Annotated in this window: 15 protein-coding genes; 6 read left to right on the top strand and 9 right to left on the bottom strand. The window is 46.7% G+C overall.

Features of this window, described 5'->3' with window-relative positions; genetic code table 11:
• Positions 1 to 9 precede the first annotated feature (9 nt).
• The 5 genes from OO778_RS00305 to trxA all read right to left on the bottom strand — a co-directional run bounded on the left by OO778_RS00305 (position 10) and on the right by trxA (position 5,102).
• A complete protein-coding gene (locus tag OO778_RS00305; RefSeq protein WP_012841284.1) occupies positions 10 to 279 on the bottom strand; it encodes a 2Fe-2S iron-sulfur cluster-binding protein in 270 nt (89 codons plus the stop codon).
• The gene (ubiD, locus tag OO778_RS00300) at positions 276 to 2,129 is read right to left on the bottom strand and encodes a 4-hydroxy-3-polyprenylbenzoate decarboxylase (protein ID WP_258614047.1); all 1,854 of its coding nucleotides are present in this window, start codon (positions 2,127 to 2,129) and stop codon (positions 276 to 278) included. Before ubiD ends, OO778_RS00305 begins: the two co-directional genes overlap by 4 nt.
• Before the next feature lie 92 nt (positions 2,130 to 2,221).
• Positions 2,222 to 3,214, bottom strand: a complete 993-nt coding sequence (locus tag OO778_RS00295) for a hypothetical protein (RefSeq protein ID WP_005398448.1) — start codon at positions 3,212 to 3,214, stop codon at positions 2,222 to 2,224.
• A gap of 105 nt (positions 3,215 to 3,319) precedes the next feature.
• Positions 3,320 to 4,579: a transcription termination factor Rho gene (gene rho, locus OO778_RS00290; RefSeq protein WP_005378757.1), complete on the bottom strand. Its 1,260-nt coding sequence runs from the start codon at positions 4,577 to 4,579 to the stop codon at positions 3,320 to 3,322.
• A 196-nt stretch (positions 4,580 to 4,775) separates the two neighbouring features.
• Complete coding sequence (gene trxA / locus OO778_RS00285; RefSeq protein WP_004745500.1) at positions 4,776 to 5,102, bottom strand: thioredoxin TrxA; 327 nt, start codon at positions 5,100 to 5,102, stop codon at positions 4,776 to 4,778.
• 111 nt (positions 5,103 to 5,213) lie between these two features.
• Here trxA and rhlB point away from each other — a divergent pair, with 111 nt between their 5' ends.
• Complete coding sequence (rhlB, locus tag OO778_RS00280) at positions 5,214 to 6,533, top strand: ATP-dependent RNA helicase RhlB (protein WP_005397003.1); 1,320 nt, start codon at positions 5,214 to 5,216, stop codon at positions 6,531 to 6,533.
• A 19-nt stretch (positions 6,534 to 6,552) separates the two neighbouring features.
• Positions 6,553 to 8,046, top strand: a complete 1,494-nt coding sequence (gene gppA / locus OO778_RS00275) for a guanosine-5'-triphosphate,3'-diphosphate diphosphatase (RefSeq protein WP_074190852.1) — start codon at positions 6,553 to 6,555, stop codon at positions 8,044 to 8,046.
• A 180-nt stretch (positions 8,047 to 8,226) separates the two neighbouring features.
• On the opposite strand, the gene OO778_RS00270 is transcribed toward gppA, so the two are convergent.
• The 3 genes from OO778_RS00270 to recQ all read right to left on the bottom strand — a co-directional run bounded on the left by OO778_RS00270 (position 8,227) and on the right by recQ (position 11,328).
• Positions 8,227 to 8,895, bottom strand: coding sequence for a 7-cyano-7-deazaguanine/7-aminomethyl-7-deazaguanine transporter (locus OO778_RS00270; RefSeq protein ID WP_005397008.1), 669 nt, complete (start codon positions 8,893 to 8,895; stop codon positions 8,227 to 8,229).
• A gap of 282 nt (positions 8,896 to 9,177) precedes the next feature.
• Positions 9,178 to 9,483 carry a DUF3630 family protein gene (locus OO778_RS00265; RefSeq protein ID WP_005397009.1) on the bottom strand — a complete coding sequence of 102 codons (306 nt, stop codon included), beginning with the start codon at positions 9,481 to 9,483 and terminating at the stop codon, positions 9,178 to 9,180.
• Between the two features lie 9 nt (positions 9,484 to 9,492).
• The gene (recQ, locus tag OO778_RS00260) at positions 9,493 to 11,328 is read right to left on the bottom strand and encodes an ATP-dependent DNA helicase RecQ (protein WP_074190851.1); all 1,836 of its coding nucleotides are present in this window, start codon (positions 11,326 to 11,328) and stop codon (positions 9,493 to 9,495) included.
• 174 nt (positions 11,329 to 11,502) lie between these two features.
• Between recQ and rarD the strand changes: the two genes are divergently transcribed.
• From rarD to ggt, 4 genes are all read left to right on the top strand, one after another.
• Positions 11,503 to 12,420: an EamA family transporter RarD gene (gene rarD / locus OO778_RS00255; protein WP_006743075.1), complete on the top strand. Its 918-nt coding sequence runs from the start codon at positions 11,503 to 11,505 to the stop codon at positions 12,418 to 12,420.
• Between the two features lie 74 nt (positions 12,421 to 12,494).
• Entirely contained in the window at positions 12,495 to 13,292 is a 798-nt protein-coding gene (locus OO778_RS00250; protein WP_031780599.1) for an AraC family transcriptional regulator, read from the top strand.
• A gap of 101 nt (positions 13,293 to 13,393) precedes the next feature.
• On the top strand, positions 13,394 to 14,065 hold the full coding sequence (locus OO778_RS00245) for a LysE family translocator (RefSeq protein WP_264910459.1): 672 nt from the start codon (positions 13,394 to 13,396) through the stop codon (positions 14,063 to 14,065).
• A gap of 98 nt (positions 14,066 to 14,163) precedes the next feature.
• On the top strand, positions 14,164 to 15,930 hold the full coding sequence (gene ggt / locus OO778_RS00240; protein ID WP_264910457.1) for a gamma-glutamyltransferase: 1,767 nt from the start codon (positions 14,164 to 14,166) through the stop codon (positions 15,928 to 15,930).
• A gap of 759 nt (positions 15,931 to 16,689) precedes the next feature.
• Here the strand turns inward: ggt and uvrD are convergent.
• Positions 16,690 to 18,864, bottom strand: a complete 2,175-nt coding sequence (uvrD, locus tag OO778_RS00235; protein WP_264910455.1) for a DNA helicase II — start codon at positions 18,862 to 18,864, stop codon at positions 16,690 to 16,692.
• Between the last annotated feature and the right edge of the window lie 198 nt (positions 18,865 to 19,062).

The following is a 19,062-nucleotide window of genomic DNA, read 5'->3' as shown; positions in this document are numbered from 1 at the left end:
TCCTCTCGCTTACTCATCAAAAGTAAGCACTAAATTACTTTCTGTATAGGCTTGGCAAGGGAATATCCAACCTTGCTGTTGCTCTTTTTCGGTTAGCATCGGTTCGAGGTGGTAATTCACCTCGCCCGTTAGCTTTTTACACATGCACATGGCGCAAGCGCCAACTTGGCAACGGTGTGGGAAGCGAATATTGTTGTTGAGCGCAGCTTCCAACACCGTCTCCCCTTCTTTTACTGGAAACGTAACGTCCATTGGTAGAAGGTGGACTTGATGACTCATAGAATACCTAACTGGTCCCAAATCTCATCGACTTTAGCCACAAGTTTAGGATCTTTTTTGATAGGCGTACCCCACTCGCGCGTGACTTCAGATTCGAACTTGTTGGTCGCATCCAGTCCTAATTTGGATGAACTCTCAGTCTTACCAAGCACTTGAATCGTGTCTCTATCTGGGTCCATTCGAGTTGTCACCGCCCAAATGATGTCATTCCAATCTCGTGCATTAACGTCATCGTCGCACAAAATGATGAATTTGTTATCCGTGTACTGAGCAAAGAAGCCCCATAGATATTCCATCAATTCTTGGGATTGACCAGCTTGGTCTTTCTTCATAGTTACGACAGCAAATTGGTTGTTTGCTGTAACTGGAAGATAGACGTCAACAATCTCAGGGCGTTGCTGTTTCAACTCATTCAGTTCTGCTTCGGTAATCGCTTTGCTGTCTCGCTCAGTGATCTCGGTTCGCGTCGCCAGCTCAGCATCCCATTTAATGGTCGCATCCAAGCCCATCTTGGAGCCAAGCCCGACCACAGGTGAAGCAAAGTCGAGCGAGTCGATTGGCGTGTTATCTATCATCAAGGTATCACGTACTGGGTCCATATGCTCTGACATGGCTTTCACGACATCATTCCAATCTCGCGCGTTTACCGATTCATCGCACACAATAACAAACTTGGTGTACATGAATTGACGTAAGAAAGACCACACACCCATCATTACGCGCTTGGCATGTCCTGGGTACTGCTTCTTCATGGTGACGACTGCCATTCGGTACGAACAACCTTCAGGCGGTAGATAGAAGTCTTCAATTTCTGGGAACTGCTTTTGCAGAATCGGCACAAAGACTTCGTTTAATGCCACACCCAATACAGCTGGCTCATCTGGCGGACGGCCTGTGTAGGTACTGTGGTAGATTGGGTCTTTACGCATGGTAATGTGCGTAATGGTAAACACGTGGTGCTTTTCTTTTTCATTATAGTAACCAGTGTGATCACCATATGGGCCTTCATCAGCAAACTCGTTTGGGTCGATATAGCCTTCCATGACGATTTCCGCGCTTGCTGGCACTTCCAAATCATTGCTGACTGACTTAACGACTTCCGTTTTGCTGCCACGCAGCAAACCTGCAAACGCGTATTCCGATAGCGTATCTGGCACTGGCGTTACTGCGCCAAGAATGGTTGCTGGGTCTGCACCAAACGCAACCGAAACTGGGAAAGGTTTACCTGGATTGGTTTCCATCCAATCGCGCAGGTCAAGCGCACCACCTCGGTGGGCTAACCAACGCATGATGATTTTGTTCTTGGCAATTTTCTGCTGACGGTAAATGCCTAGGTTCTGACGTTTCTTATTTGGACCTTTGGTTACGGTTAAGCCCCAAGTAAGCAGCGGCGCTACATCTTCTGCCCAACAGCTCATTACCGGAATTTTATCCAAGTCGACTTCATCACCTTGCCAAACAATGTCTTGGCATGGTGCTTTACGTAAACGCTTAGCCGGCATGTTCAATACTTGTTTGAACACTGGCAGTTTTTCTAAAGCGTCTTTGAAGCCTTTTGGTGGCTCAGGTTCTTTTAAATAAGCCAGCAGTTTACCAACTTCTCTTAATTCTTTAACATCTTCACGTCCCATACCAATCGCGACACGCTCTGGTGTACCAAATAGGTTGGTCAAAACAGGTACGTCGTAGCCAATTGGGTTCTCAAACAACAGCGCAGGTCCACCAGCACGCAAGGTGCGGTCACTGATTTCTGTCATTTCGTAAGCGGGATCGACTGGGTGAGCAATGCGTTTAAGTCGACCTTTCTGTTCTAGGTGGTCGATAAATTCGCGTAAATCCTTAAAACTCATAGGCCTTCATGACTGGCTGATTAAACTGTCCGCAGTATAACAAATAGGAGGACGCTAAGATCCTCCTATTTTGTGTGGGTATGTGAGCCAGATTACTTTAATACTTGCTCTATCTGCCGGGTCTTCACTTGATGGTTGTTAGAGACTAACTCTTCCAACCAGGTTTGATGCCCTTGCTGCGCCAGCTCTCGAGCGACCATTGTAGCTTCTTCCGATAGTGCCATTTTGCTCACTAGAAACTGTTTCACTTGCGGAGATAAAGGGTTGGATTTTGTGAGTAGACTAATGGCTTCTGGTTTGAGTGACGGATTGACGGTGGAGTTCATCAATTGCTGAATTGAAAAAACGTCCCCAACCGTAGCTAAACGCTCGAGTTCGGACTGGCTATTGTAATCCGCTCTCATCCGCCAGAGTAAGTTGTACACTTCCTCATCTTGACTGACTTGCGCTAATCTCACGATCACGGCTGTCGATGGTAGCCAACTGGTCACATTCGCTTTGGTTAACTGAGTGGTTAATGCGGCAAGCGCATGCGGTGATAAGCTGTCCAACTCTCGAATCAAAAGTGCTTCACGCGCCTGAGCTTGTTGAGATTGCCCTGTAAGCCATTGCTTTAAGTCGAGCTCTTTCCGCTCAGCTTGTAGTACAAAGTCCAAGGTACTTTGGTCTTGCTTCCAACGCTTAATCAAGCGGCTCGCAATGGCAGGAAAGTTAAAGGCAGGCACACTAAACTCATACCCGTCCCCTCGCTCTAGAACCTGATAAGTAGGAGTCATACGGATCTGAGACTCAACAAACAGAGCCATTCTAGGCGTGAGAATCACATCTTGCTTCTCAAGCTTTTCCAATAACCGAAAACGCACGACCTCTTGTTGAGGTAAAGCTAGTCGATCAAGGGCAAATTTAAGCGAGTCGACCTCATCCCTGACAACGTAATCAAGCAGTTCAGAGACTTTAGCCTGTATTTGAGTATCCTGAAGCCACTGTTCTACTACAGACTCCTGCATTTCCTTGGCAGATAACGTCGCGGGTAGTGTGATAAGTGACAAGCTCAGGAGTAATGACGACAACATTCCTTGTTGCATGTTAACCTCCCGATAACATTTGTCCTCATTCTGATGCTTCCATCGGGAGAAAGCAACAAAAAAGCCACCGTTAACAGTGGCTTTTTTAGAATAAGGACTCAGCTATTACTGACGACGCATCGCATCGAAGAACTCATCGTTGGTCTTCGTCATCGCTAGCTTATCAATGAGAAACTCCATTGCGTCGATTTCGCCCATTGGGTGAACGATCTTACGCAGAATCCACATTTTCTGTAGTTCATCAGTCTTCGTCAGTAGCTCTTCACGACGTGTACCTGAACGGTTGAAATCAATCGCAGGGAATACACGCTTCTCAGCAATCTTACGGTTCAAGTGCAGTTCCATGTTACCTGTACCCTTGAACTCTTCATAGATAACTTCATCCATCTTAGAACCAGTATCTACTAGTGCCGTTGCGATGATCGTTAGGCTACCGCCCTCTTCAACATTACGTGCTGCACCAAAGAAACGCTTAGGACGGTGTAGTGCGTTTGCATCCACACCACCTGTCAGTACTTTACCTGATGAAGGTACTACGGTGTTGTAAGCACGAGCGAGACGAGTGATAGAGTCAAGCAGGATAACCACGTCTTTCTTGTGTTCAACAAGACGTTTTGCTTTCTCGATTACCATTTCCGCTACTTGTACGTGACGAGATGCTGGCTCATCGAAAGTCGACGCGACTACTTCACCTTTAACTAGACGCTGCATCTCTGTTACTTCTTCTGGACGTTCGTCGATAAGAAGTACCATCAACTCACACTCTGGGTGGTTGTATGCGATGCTTTGAGCAATATTTTGCAGAAGCATTGTCTTACCCGCTTTTGGCGGAGCAACAATCAGACCACGTTGACCTTTACCGATAGGCGATGCCAAATCTAAAACACGTGCTGTGATGTCTTCTGTAGAACCGTTACCACGCTCCATTACCATGCGTTCATTTGCATGTAGAGGGGTAAGGTTTTCAAATAGGATCTTGTTACGAGCGTTGTCTGGTTTGTCGTCGTTAACGGTATTGACTTTTAGAAGGGCAAAGTAGCGTTCACCGTCTTTTGGTGGACGAATTTTACCAGCGATAGAGTCACCAGTACGTAGGTTAAAGCGACGAATCTGACTTGGTGATACGTAGATATCGTCCGGACCCGCAAGGTATGAACTATCTGCACTGCGTAGGAAACCAAAGCCGTCTTGCAGAATTTCCAGAACCCCATCGCCAAAGATGTCTTCGCCGCCTTTAGCGTGCGCTTTTAAAATCGCGAAGATGATGTCTTGTTTTCTTAAGCGAGCTAGGTTCTCTAATCCTAAGCTTTCGCCCAGTTTTACAAGGTCAGACACAGGTCTGTTCTTCAGTTCGGTAAGGTTCATGGTGGTGGATTCTTGTTTAGTCAAAATAAGATCTGTTTTCTAGTTAAGATGGATTTGGTCTCAGGATCGACCAAGAAGAGAAATTTGTTCAATTAACGCGCGATAAGTTAGCACTAATTAGTATTCTAGTCCAGAGTTAGAAAAACAAAACCGTGCGTTGTTACTTTGCACGGTTTTATCTGTAATCACTTGGTGATTATAAGTTTGCGTCCAAAAACTCTTTTAGTTGAGTTTTAGACAGAGCACCAACTTTCGTTGCCGCTACGTTGCCGTCTTTGAATAGCAGTAGCGTTGGAATGCCGCGAATACCAAACTTAGGTGGTGTACCTGCGTTATGGTCGATGTTTAGTTTACCGATAGTGAGTTTGCCTTCGTACTCGTCTGCGATTTCGTCCAGAATAGGAGCGATCATTTTACAAGGACCACACCATTCTGCCCAGAAATCCACTAGAACCGGGCCTGCAGCGTTGATTACATCGTTTTCAAAACCGTCATCAGTTAGCTGCAAAATCTTATCACTCATCTTCCACTCCAATGTGTTTTTCGAAACTGGTTGGATGATAACCAGTAATTAGATGCCCTATTGGAATGTATTTACTTTCGTATTGCAAGCTTTAGCTGATATTCTATAGCCATGAAAAAGACGCATATCACAGAGCAAAAGTTCGCCGATTTGGGCTTAAAGCCCCAAGTTATTGAAGGATTGGACAAAAAAGGGTTCGAATTTTGTACCCCTATCCAAGCCTTGGCGTTGCCGGTCCTGCTCACCGGCCAAGACATCGCAGGCCAGGCCCAAACGGGTACTGGTAAAACGCTCGCGTTTCTTACTGCTACATTCAACCACCTTCTGACGACACCAGAGCATGAAGGTCGTAAGCCTACGCAGCCACGCGCAATCATTATGGCGCCAACACGTGAGCTTGCTATTCAGATTTACAATGATGCAGAAGCATTAACTGAGAGCACTGGTCTAAAAACCGCTTTGGCTTACGGTGGTGAAAGCTACGATAAGCAATTGAATAAGCTGCAAGATGGTGTCGATATTCTGATTGGTACGACAGGTCGTATCATCGATTTCTACAAACAGCGCGTATTCAATCTTAACAACATTCAAGCCGTTGTTCTGGATGAAGCCGACCGCATGTTCGATCTTGGCTTTATTAAAGACATTCGCTTCTTGTTCCGTCGTATGCCTGAACCAAAAGAGCGTTTGAACATGTTGTTCTCAGCGACGCTTTCTTACCGTGTTCAAGAACTGGCATTTGAGCACATGAACACCCCTGAGCATGTTGTGGTAGAGCCAGAACAGAAAACTGGTCACCGCATTCAGGAAGAACTTTTCTACCCTTCTAACGAAGATAAAATGGCCCTCCTTCAAACTTTGATTGAAGAAGAATGGCCAGATCGCGCCATCATTTTTGCGAACACGAAACACAAGTGTGAATCGGTTTGGGGTCACTTGGCTGCCGATGGACACCGTGTCGGTCTTCTTACTGGTGATGTACCGCAGAAGAAACGTGAAAAGATTCTTGAGCAATTCACCAAAGGTGATGTCGACATTCTTGTTGCAACTGACGTTGCTGCGCGTGGTCTGCATATTCCTCAAGTGACGCACGTTTTCAACTACGACCTTCCTGACGACTGTGAAGATTACGTTCACCGTATTGGCCGTACAGGTCGTGCTGGTGCAAGCGGCCACTCGATCAGTTTTGCTTGTGAAGAGTACGCAATTAACCTGCCTGCAATCGAAGAATACATTGAGCACACTATCCCAGTTTCAGAATACGATTCGTCAGCGCTGATCCAAGATCTGCCAGCGCCAATTCGTATGCGTGCGCCACGCAACCAACAGCGTCGTACGAATACTGGCGGTACTCGTTCAGGTTCAGGTAACCGCAAGCCGCAAGGACGTCGTCCGCGCCAACCGCGTCAATCGGCACCAAAACAATCGTAAAAGGAAACTGAGTTCGTTTATGAGTCAAGCAGGATCATCGCCGCTATACGCCGCCATCGACCTCGGGTCGAACAGTTTTCACATGCTCGTTGTGCGTCATATCGATGGCAGCGTTCAAACAATGGCTAAAATTAAGCGCAAGGTTCGTCTAGCAGCGGGCCTAGATGAACATAATTCTCTTAGTATGGAAGCTATGCAGCGAGGATGGGACTGCTTAAGTCTATTTGCGGAACGCTTGCAGGATATTCCTAAACAAAACATTCGTATTGTAGGCACAGCCACTTTACGTACCGCCACGAATGTAGATGTGTTTCTGGAGAAAGCGAACCAGATTCTTGGTCAACCAATCGACGTTATCTCCGGTGAAGAAGAAGCGGCCACTATCTATAAAGGTGTCGCACACACTTCTGGAGGCAGCGGTCGCCGTCTTGTGGTCGATATTGGTGGCGCAAGTACAGAACTCATCATCGGTGAAGGTTTCGAAGCCAAAGCACTGACCAGTTTAAAAATGGGTTGTGTGACTTGGCTGGAAAACTTCTTTAAAGATCGCCAGTTGAATGCGCGTAACTTTGACGCAGCAATTGAAGGCGCGAAGCAGACAATCCAGCCAATTCTAGAGCGCTATACTGAAATCGGTTGGGATGTGTGCGTTGGCGCATCAGGCACCGTTCAGGCATTGCAAGAGATAATGCTAGCGCAAGGTATGGACGAAGTAATCACTCACTCCAAATTGAAACGCCTGCAGAAGCAAGCCATGTTAGCCGATCATTTAGAAGAGCTCGACATTGAAGGCTTAACGCTTGAACGTGCGTTAGTGTTCCCTAGCGGCCTATCTATTTTGATTGCCGTTTTTGAATTACTGGAAATCGACGCGATGACACTCGCTGGCGGCGCACTACGTGAAGGCTTAGTCTACGAGATGGTTGAAGAGCTACGTCAAGAAGACATCCGTGCTCGCACAATTGCCAGCGTACAAAATCGTTATCAGCTCGATCACCAATACGGTGAACAAGTTGCGGCACTGGCAAGCAAACTGTTGGAGCAAGCCGGCGGCGATGAGTGGATTACGGAACCTCAAGGCAAGATATTGCTTGAAACCGCCGCAAAGCTGCATGAAATCGGCTTAACGATCGATTTCAAAAAAGGCGGTGAGCACAGTGCTTACCTACTCCAGAATCTGGATTTACCTGGCTACACTCGCGCGCAGAAGTTCTTTATTGGTGAGATTGCCCGTCGTTATCGAGAACAACTCACCTCGCTGCCTGAGCAACACGCGTTATCAGGCTCAAGTGCCAAGCGCGTACTGCGGTTGTTGCGCTTAGCGGTGTTGTTGACTCACCGTCGCAACCAAAACTTAGAGCCAAACGTCGTATTAACGGCTGAAGGTGACAACCTAACATTAAACATTGATGCGCAGTGGCTAGCGGCCAACCCGTTGACCGCCGCTGAGCTAGAAATCGAATCCAACCGTCAAACTGATATCGGTTGGCCATTAACGATTACCTCTGATTAATGGTTGTTATCTCATGACAAAGGCTCCTTTTGGAGCCTTTTTAATACCCGTTATTATCCTATGTACAACTCATAGAGTTTTGAGACACCAATGATCTAAATACTCATTTCGCTGTACATTTGCTTTAGAAACAACAAAGCCGCTATCAAAAGCGGCTTTGTTGCTATTAACTGATGAAAACTATGCCGTCGTCGTAACTTTAAAGTTAGGGTTCACTGCCGTTAGCTTCTTAATTAAGTAATTCAGTAGTACGCCGTACATAGGCACAAACAGACCAAGACTAATCACTAACTTAAAGCCGTAGTCCACCAGCGCGATTTCCGTCCAATGTTCCGCCATAAATGGATCTGGACTTTGGTAGAACGCAATCGCGAAGAAGGCGATGGTATCCAGTGCATTACCAAAAAGCGTTGAACACGTTGGGGCCACCCACCACTGTTTCATTTGGCGTAGGCGGTTGAACACGTGCACATCCATAATCTGACCAAGTAGATACGCCATGAAGCTAGCAATCGCGATACGAGCAACGAATAAGTTAAATTCCCCTAAGTGACCAAAACCTTGGAACTGCCCCTCGAAGAACACCACCGATAAGAAGTAAGAGACAGCCAAAGCAGGCAACATTACTAAGAAAATGATCTTACGCGCCAACTGAGCACCGAAAATACGTACGGTTAAATCCGTCGCAAGGAAAATAAATGGGAAGGTGAATGCACCCCAGGTGGTATGTAAGCCAAAGATAGTAAACGGTAGCTGAACTAGGTAATTGCTGGATGCAATAATGACTAGATGAAATAAAACCAGATAGATAAGGGCGTTGCGCTGCTGCGCAGGGGTAAAGTTACTCATGCGATACCTTTTTAGTTTGGTTTGGGGGCGAGGGAACCCAAATCGAGCGCTTTCTACAGAGAAAAGCACTCTTACCAACAATGTAAAAAATGACGATTAAACTAACTTAACTCATTCAGAGTAAAGCGGTGGGCGATTATACATTAACCAATTTTACTCACAAGCGGTGTTTTATACGCAAACGTTTCTTCGCGAACATCACGTCAAAACCAAGCTCTTTGATGCAAAAATAAGAAAGGGGGTTTCATGTGAAACACCCTTTAAAGAATAGATAACTTGAATTTAGAAGCCGCGTTGGAACAATCCGGCTAAATAGTCGAGCTCTTCCCTACTCTCTTCTATTGTTAGCGCTTCAAACCAAATCGCTTCGCTGTAGTGCTCCGCTTTCATAAATAAGCGGCAGCCTTCAAAATCGATCAACCAAGAGTGAATATCCGCATCCCACTGTTTTTCTACCACAGACGCAGATAATAATCCCACCAAACGCTCACCCAGTGCCGGAAAAGTATCGAGGTCGAAGCTTGGAGCGGTAATAATAAGACGCCCTTCTTCAACAATGTAATCAGCGAGACCAAATTCCTTGTGCATATGGATTCCTTATCCGTGGTGAGTAATGTGTTCTTGGATCAGATCCAAGAATGGATCGGCGTATTTTTCTAGTTTACGTTGACCAACGCCACTAACCGCTAACATTTCGCCGTATGACGTTGGCAGCATTTCTGCCATATCAATCAAGGTCGCATCACTGAATACCACGTATGGTGGCAAACCGTCTTCATCGGCGATCGACTTACGTAGCTTACGTAATTTGGCAAACAACTTCTTGTCGTATTTTTTGCTGGTCAGTTTATCCGACTTCGCGGCACGTGCTGCGGTATCTAAACGTGGAACTGCAAGTTCTAAAGACACATCACCACGTAGTAAAGGGCGTGCTTCTTCGGTTAATTGCAATGTCGAGTTACGAGTGATGTTTTGAAATAGCAGCCCTTTATGAATTAGCTGGCGGAAGATACTCACCCAGTAATCATGGCTGTGATCACGACCAATGCCGTAAGTCGAAATTTTATCGTGGCCGTGTTCGCGCACACGAATGTTTTGCATCCCACGCAGCACCTCAACCACATACGTCATACCAAAACTTTGGTTAACGCGGTAAACACACGACAACGCTTTGCGCGCTTCTTCGGTCGCATCAAAGTGTTTTGGTGGGTCCAGGCAGATATCGCAGTTACCACACGGCTTTTCGCGATACTCTCCAAAATAGTTGAGCAGTACCTGACGACGACAGGTTTGCGCTTCCGCAAAAGCACTCATCGCATTGAGTTTGTGGCTTTCTACCTGCTTCTGCGGTCCATCATCTTTTTCATCCAACATACGACGCAACCAACTGATGTCTGCTGGGTCGTATAGCATCATCGCTTCGGCAGGCAGGCCATCTCGCCCTGCTCGACCGGTTTCCTGATAATAGGACTCGATGTTACGTGGAATATCAAAATGCACGACAAAGCGCACGTTTGGCTTATTGATCCCCATACCGAATGCAACCGTCGCAACGACGATTTGAATGTCATCACGTTGAAAAGCTTCCTGAACGTAAGCTCGCTCTTCCGTATCCATCCCTGCATGATAACCAGCAGCGCGGATATGGTTGTTGCATAGCTTCTCGGTCACCATTTCAACTTTCTTACGACTGCCGCAGTAAATAATGCCGCAGCTTCCCTTCTGGGTGGCTAGATAGCGAATGATTTGAGAAACCGGTTTGTGCTTTTCCACCAAGGTGTAACGAATGTTGGGACGATCAAAGCTTCCTAGATACACCTGAGGTTCATGTAAGCGTAAGCGTTCTAGAATATCACGACGCGTCGCATCATCGGCGGTGGCTGTGAGTGCCATAAAGGGCACATGCGAAAAGTGTTGCTTTAACTGACCTAACGCCGCGTATTCTGGGCGAAAATCATGTCCCCACTGAGAGATACAATGTGCTTCATCCACGGCGATCATAGATAAGGGTAAGTTTTCTAAGCGCTCAATAAAGTCACGCATTAACACGCGCTCTGGCGAAACATACACTAGCTTAAGCTGACCAGAGTGCATGCGATTATACACACTCAGTAGCTCTTCTCGATTCATGGTCGAGTTCACGCATTCCGCTGCTACACCATTGGCTTTCAGTTGATCAACTTGGTCTTTCATCAATGAAATTAGCGGTGAAATCACCAAAGTAATCCCTGAGCGCACTAACGCCGGAATTTGGTAACAGAGAGATTTACCACCACCCGTCGGCATGATGACTAAGCTGTCTTTGCCTTCGATAGCGGCTTCAATAACTTCTTGCTGACCATCACGAAACGTCTGGTAACCGAAGACTTCCTCCAACACACGTTGAGGCGTTACAGGCGTATCTGATTGTTCGGCTAGCAAGGTTGAGGTCATGAATAATCTCAGATTGAGTGATCGTAGAAATGCTTTTGCATGCCCAGGCACACAAAGTGAGGGCACATTGTAATGGGGTTTCGTGGTGAATAAAACCGCAAATTGCTAGGTGTTTCGCATCACGACTCGTATACTGATTTTCTGCTCTATAAACACACAATTAGGTGACACCTCATGACACCAGAAGACGAACAACAACGCGCTCGGCAAGGTATCTTGCTGGCGATTGGTGCCTATACCATGTGGGGCATTGCGCCGATGTATTTTAAATCCATCGCACAAGTATCCCCTTTGGAGATTCTGAGCCACCGGGTGATTTGGTCTTTCTTTTTGCTTGCCGCACTCCTTCACTTTGGCCGTCACTGGCGCTCGGTTTACTACATCGCGAAAGACAAAACGAAGATCGCTTACCTGATCGCAAGTTCTGTATTAATTGGCGGAAACTGGCTGATTTTTATCTGGGCGGTCAATTCCAATCATATGCTTGACGCGAGCTTAGGCTATTACATCAACCCATTAATCAATGTCTTGCTCGGCATGGTCTTTTTGGGAGAGCGACTTCGTAAGTTGCAATGGTTTGCTGTCGTATTAGCGGGCTGTGGCGTACTGGTCCAATTGATTGTATTCGGCTCCGTGCCCGTTGTTGCGATGGCGTTAGCAATGAGTTTCGGCTTCTATGGCCTCTTAAGGAAGAAAGTCAGTGTCGATGCAAAAACAGGATTGTTTATCGAAACATTACTTCTTCTGCCTGTCGCCGCCGTGTATCTGCTGTTTATTGCAGAAACCCCAACGTCGAATATGCTCACTAACCCGTTAGCATTAAATAGCTTGTTGATTGCAGCAGGGGTGATTACCACACTGCCCCTACTTTGTTTTACGGGTGCGGCAACAAGACTCAAATTATCAACGTTGGGCTTTTTCCAGTACATCGGCCCAAGCTTGATGTTCTTACTGGCAGTACTGATGTATGGCGAACCCTTTACCATGGATAAAGCGATTACCTTTGCCTTTATTTGGGGAGCGCTAGTCGTATTTAGCTTTGATGGACTGCGCAACAACCGTCGCTCACGCCGAATCGTTCAGCCACAGTGATCGTTTTTTACAAGACAAGTTAGAAATTGCCAGATAAGCTTGGTCACAATGTGACCAAGCTTTTTTTGTATGTAATGGAACAGATTCAATACTACGCAACCGACCATGATCAGCTGAGCCTGATCGAGGCGAAATACCAGAAGTTTGCTTTTCAAAGGCACTATCATCTGGATTTTCACCTCGGTCTAATCACGCATGGCACGCAAAAGTTCCAATATCAAGGCTGTAGCCATCAAGTGGGTCATGGGCAAATCGTAATTATGCCGCCAGATGAACTGCACGACGGGCACTCTAAGCTCGAAAGTGGCTATGAAGTGAATGTATTTGCGATCGAGCCGCACCTACTCAGCGATCTTGCCGATCTTAGTCAAAATGGTCAAATAATCCGCTTTAATGAATTGATCATCTCCGATCCACAGATATTTTCACAACTTAGTAACTTACATGCTCTTCTTCGCCGCGATAACCTCAGCCAACTCACCAAAGATTGCCTTCCTTTTGAAGGATTTAATCAACTTTTTGATCGCTACGGATCACTCGCGAGGCAAAAAGTGGTCCCTCTTGGGAAACAGTCTTTACATACCTTAAAAGATTACTTAATGGCGAATCTCGACCAAACGGTTCGCTTAGATGCCCTATCAGAGCTCTGCCAACTGAGCCCCACGCAGTTTCAACGCCATTTCAAAGCGCAAACGGGGATGACTCCCTACGCTTGGTTTGCTCGCTTGCGATTAGAGCAAGGAATGAAACTACTCCAAGCAGGATGGTGTGGTACGGACGTCGCCTATCAAGTGGGCTTTTATGATCAGGCCCACTTTAGTAAAGCGTTTAAACAAACCTATGGCGTCTCGCCTTCACAAGTGGCACGCTAATATCTCATACGCTGTGGTATTCAGTACTGCTAGTTTTTTACAAGCACTACCGAATAAGAATCACGACAATAGCTCATATCCACTATGTTTTGAGATGTGTTATGAATGAATCGACTATCCTTTTAACGCTTGCCAGTATCCACTTCATTGCCTTAATGAGCCCAGGTCCGGATTTTGCGCTTGTGGTACAAAATGCCACCCGTCATGGCCGTCAAACTGGCTTATACATTGCGCTTGGCTTATCAGTCGGTATTTTGCTGCATTCTTTATTAAGCCTAACGGGGGTGAGCTATTTAGTTCACCAGCATCCTCTGCTCTACTCCGTCTTACAATTGCTTGGGGGCAGCTATCTGTTGTATTTGGGTATCGGTGCACTGCGCGGCGTGATCGCGACGATCAAAAACCCACTTTCTGATCAGCCAAGCAAAAACAGTAACCTTGTGATCGGTAATAAACGTCAGGCGTTTACCAAGGGGTTCGCAACCAATATTCTCAACCCCAAAGCCTTAGTATTTTTTGTGAGTTTAATGTCGAGCCTTGTCCCAGTGGGCATGTCGGTGACAGGAAAAGGAATTGCTCTGGTGATTTTGTTTGGTTTGTCGCTACTCTGGTTTTCTAGCCTTGCATGGATGCTGTCAACGCAGCGCTTGCAAACAAGATTGCAGCAAGCCAGCATTTATATAGATGGTTTATGTGGTGTGGTATTTACTCTAGTTGGCAGCAGTATTTTAGTGCAAACCTTCCGCTCCTTTCTCGATAACTCTCTGATTTAAAAGCGTCGCACACTCGACATTTCTTTAATAGGAAACTCGACGACTATCTCCGTGGCTGCCAAGCTGAATGACCTTAGTTGGCAACATGGAGAGTCATCATGCAATGGACATTTAACCGACTCGTACTCTCGGGTCTTTTTCTTACTTCCCCTTTCACCTTCATTGGACAAGCCTTCGCTAACCAAGCTGCAGACTCGGTCGCACCAGAGCACAGCACTGGCATTGAGCAAAAGCAGCTGGTCAAAGCTAAAGATTATATGGTTACCGCTGCTAACCCACTGGCGACCCAGGCGGGTGCAGACGTACTTAAGCAAGGCGGGAATGCGATAGATGCCATGGTCGCGGTGCAATTGATGCTTGGCTTAGTTGAACCCCAGTCATCAGGTATTGGTGGCGGTGCGTTCTTAGTGTATTGGGATAGCGAAAAGCAAAAACTGACCACTTACGACGGGCGTGAAACCGCTCCCCTAGCCGTAACGCCAAAGCTATTTTTAGATGAGAACGGTCAGCCATTGCAATTCTACGATGCCGTGGTTGGTGGACGCTCTGTCGCAACACCAGGCACCGTGAAACTATTGTGGGATACCCACCAGAAATACGGCAAGCTGGAATGGAAAAAGATCATTCAGCCTGTTATCTCGCTTGCGGAGCAAGGATTCAAAGTCAGTCCTCGCCTAGCAAGCTTGATAGAAAAAGACGCCGAGCGTTTATCACGCTTTCCAGTCACAAAAGCCTATTTCTTTAACTCGGATAGCTCGCCAAAAACCGAAGGTACGCTATTAAAAAACCCTGAATACGCACAAACGCTGAGTGCTATTGCTAAGCAAGGTGCTCAAGCCTTCTACCACGGGGATATCGCCAGAGACATTATCAAGACGGTACAAAACGCGCCGGGTAACCCCGGCGTATTAGCCCAACCCGACTTTGATACCTACCAAATCAGACAACGTGAGCCGGTTTGTGCAGCATACCAAAGCTATGACATTTGCGGCATGGGACCACCAAGCTCTGGCGCGCTCACCATTGGTCAGATTTTGGCGATCACTGAACAGTACGATCTCAAAGGCTGGGGGGCCAACAGCATTAAATCTTGGCAAGTACTCGCCGATGCATCGCGTCTAGCGTTTGCTGACCGTGGTAAATACATGGCAGACCAAGATTACGTGCCGATGCCAACTCAAGGCTTGCTCGATAAAAGCTACCTCCAGCAGCGAGCAGAGCTGATCCAAGTCGGCAAAGCACTAAGCAAAGTTGAAGCGGGCAATCCTCCGTGGTCGCACGCAATGAACTTAAGCATGGACGAGTCCATTGAACTCCCTTCCACCAGCCATTTCAATATCGTCGATAAGCAAGGCAATGTGGTTTCAATGACGACCACCATTGAGAATGCGTTTGGCTCGCGCTTAATGGTGCGTGGCTTCTTGCTCAATAATGAACTGACCGATTTCTCTTTCCGTACTCATAACGACGGAATCCCAATCGCCAACCGCATAGAACCAGGCAAGCGTCCACGATCTTCAATGGCCCCGACCATTATGATGAAAGATAACAAACCTTACATGGCGATAGGTTCTCCGGGTGGCAGTCGAATCATCGGTTACGTGGCGCAAACCATCATTGCCCACACGCAATGGGATATGAATATCCAACAAGCTATCAATCAACCACGATTACTCGACCGTTTTGGCACCTTAGATATTGAGCAAGGTACCGCTGCAGAAGGCTTACAGCCAGAGCTGGAGAAGATGGGCTTTAAAACCAATGTTCGTGATTTGAATTCTGGACTGCATGCGATACGCATAACAAAAGATGGACTAGAAGGTGCCGCAGATCCTCGTCGAGAAGGAGCAGCAATCGGAAAATAGGCCTGTTTTGCTCGACTCCTTGTGCGAGATCTCTCACAAGGAGTGGAGCAAACCTCTCTTTTTTAATGGTAAAACAGCCCACAAATAACCATAAGGCATTGAATAATATAAATATGTTTATTTTTCAAACGCTTTTGATTGAGGAAAATGTGGGCTTCGACCATTGTTGAGAATCGAGAAGAGCGTAATATGAACCTTGTCGGAAGGATGCTGACACGGAACAGGAAACACCACGGATTTGGTGAACTTCAGGAAGAAGAAACGGGTATTCAGGATGAATAGTCGGGCATGGATTGCAAAACTGGACATTGAACGGAATCAATAGCAACTAGGACGGTTGCTACTAAGGACGGGAAATGGACACCTCTGGACGAGGAAAGGACTGAACATCAGGATGATGTCATGGACACCGCTCAGGGAACAAGTGATGAGAGCTAACGAGGATGGTTAGCAGGCCAGGATAAGGTCAAGGACACCGCTAGGAAGGCGACGAAAGGATTAAGCTGAAGGAATGCAGCACGCTATCAAGGATTTGATGCATGGAGCACTTTTAGTAGCTGGATTGCTGCGAGTAAGACTATAACCCCGACGGGCGTAAGCCCTCGGGGTTTTTCTTTGTTTAAAGATAAGCGATTTAGACTAAGAGCCTTTTCGAATAGCGTCATTTAGCTCCCTATCTTTCAGCATTTTGTTGATTCAAAACAGCCAAAACAGAAAGAGCCACCGAAGCAGCTCTTATGTTCATTTTTTCACAAAGCCCTACAGCTTCTCCAGTCTCGCGTAAGCGGTGACTAACCATTTAATGCCTTCACCATTGAAAGCAATCTGCACTCGGCTTTGTGGACCACTGCCCTCAAAGTTGATGATCGTTCCTTCACCAAATTTCGGATGCATCACACGAGAACCTAGTGAAAAACCAGTCTCATTGAAGTTTTCTTTTACTGCGGTTTGGCTAAAACGTCCACTACTTGAAGGGCGACTCACTTGCGCCTTCATGCGCACTTCATCCAAACACGTTTCTGGTAATTCACGAATAAAGCGCGATGGTTTGTGGTATTTGTCCTGGCCATATAGGCGACGCATTTCCGCGTAAGTAATGTAGAGCTTTTGCATCGCGCGCGTCATACCCACATAACACAGACGGCGCTCTTCTTCTAAGCGCCCTGCCTCTTCAGCGGACATCTGGCTTGGGAACATACCTTCTTCCACACCGACCATGAATACCAATGGGAATTCCAAACCTTTCGCACTGTGCAGCGTCATCAGCTGGACTGCATCTTCAAATTCGTCCGCCTGACCTTCACCCGCTTCCAGAGCCGCATGCGTTAAAAATGCCGTCAGCAGAGACATTTCTTCCGCTTCTTCTGGTTTTTCGAATTGGCGAGTGGCGGTAACCAGCTCCTCCAAGTTTTCTATGCGAGCTTTAGACTTTTCGCCCTTCTCTTGCTCATACATCGCAAACAAACCCGAGTACTTGATCACGTGGTCCGTTTGCTCGTGCAATGGCATTTCTAATGTGTCATCTTCCAGCGCGGTGATTAATTCGACAAAACGACTTAACGCGCCAGCTGCTCGACCCGTTAATACTTGCTCATCGAGCATTGCCAGACTGGCTTCCCACATAGTGCAACCTCTATCACGAGCAGCACGACGGATAGTCTCTAGCGTCTTATCGCCCAGACCACGTGTTGGGGTATTCACGACACGTTCAAACGCGGCATCATCGTTGCGGTTCGCCATCAAACGCAAGTAGCTCAACGCATCTCTGATTTCTTGACGCTCGAAGAATCGCATGCCTCCGTAAATACGGTACGGTAAGCCTGCCTGAATTAATGCTTCTTCCAAAACACGAGATTGCGCGTTGTTACGATACAGCATCGCAGCATCATTCAATGCGCCGCCATTCTCTTGCCACTCTTTGATTTTATTGACCGCAAAGCGCGCTTCATCAAGCTCGTTATAAGCGCTGTAAACCGAGATCGGCTCTCCCACATTGCCATCCGTCCACAGCTCTTTACCCATGCGTTCAGTATTGTTCGCAATCAAGGTATTGGACGCTTCGAGAATCGTCTTGGTCGAACGATAGTTTTGTTCGAGACGAATGGTGTTCACGCTCGGAAACTCCAGCGTGAACTTCTCAATGTTCTCGACTTTTGCACCGCGCCAACCATAAATTGACTGGTCGTCGTCACCAACAATCATCACGTGACAATCTGGGCCAGCCATCATGCGTAGCCAAGCGTATTGAATGTTGTTGGTGTCTTGGAATTCGTCAACCAAGATATGCTTAAAGCGTGCTTGGTAGTGTTCACGCACAAACTTGTTGTCACGCAGTAGCTCATGCGCGCGCAGCAAAATTTCCGCAAAGTCCACTAAGCCAGCACGATCACACACTTCTTGGTAAGCGGTATACAGCTGCAAATAAGTTTTGGTCACTGGATCGTGATAAGCGTCGATATGCGATGGGCGTAATCCTTCGTCCTTCTTACCATTAATCCACCATGAAACTTGGCGTGCAGGCCACTGCTTTTCATCCAAGTTTTGCGCTTTGATCAAACGCTTTAACAAGCGCTGCTGATCATCGCTGTCTATGATTTGGAAATCTTCCGGTAGCTTGGCATCAAGATAGTGTGCACGCAAAATGCGGTGACAGATACCGTGGAAAGTCCCATTCCACATGCCAGATGCACTGCCCATCATCAACTCTTCAATACGACCACGCATTTCTGCTGCCGCTTTATTGGTGAAGGTGACCGACATGATCGAGAAAGGAGAAGCTTGCTCGACTGACATAAGCCAAGCGATACGGTGAACAAGAACGCGAGTCTTACCACTCCCTGCACCAGCAAGGACAAGTAAGTTTTCTAGAGGAGCTGCAACGGCTTCACGCTGTTTATCGTTTAGACCGTCGAGTAATAGAGATGGATCCATCATGATGAGCTACTGGTTATTTATACATAAAAACCGATTATAACCTAAACAGCTGGGTGCTGTTTAGACAAAACTTGATAAAAAATTCGTTGTTTTTTTAATCTTTCATTCAAAGAGTTAACGAAGGTAATCACCCCAAAACCATTCGCGAGAGTTATTTTTATGAAAGTTTTTCTGCCTCATCTCTATCTTTTAATTTAA

Source organism: Vibrio sp. STUT-A16 (assembly GCF_026000495.1).
Lineage (GTDB): Bacteria > Pseudomonadota > Gammaproteobacteria > Enterobacterales > Vibrionaceae > Vibrio > Vibrio diabolicus.
This window is presented reverse-complemented; position numbering and strand designations above follow the sequence as displayed.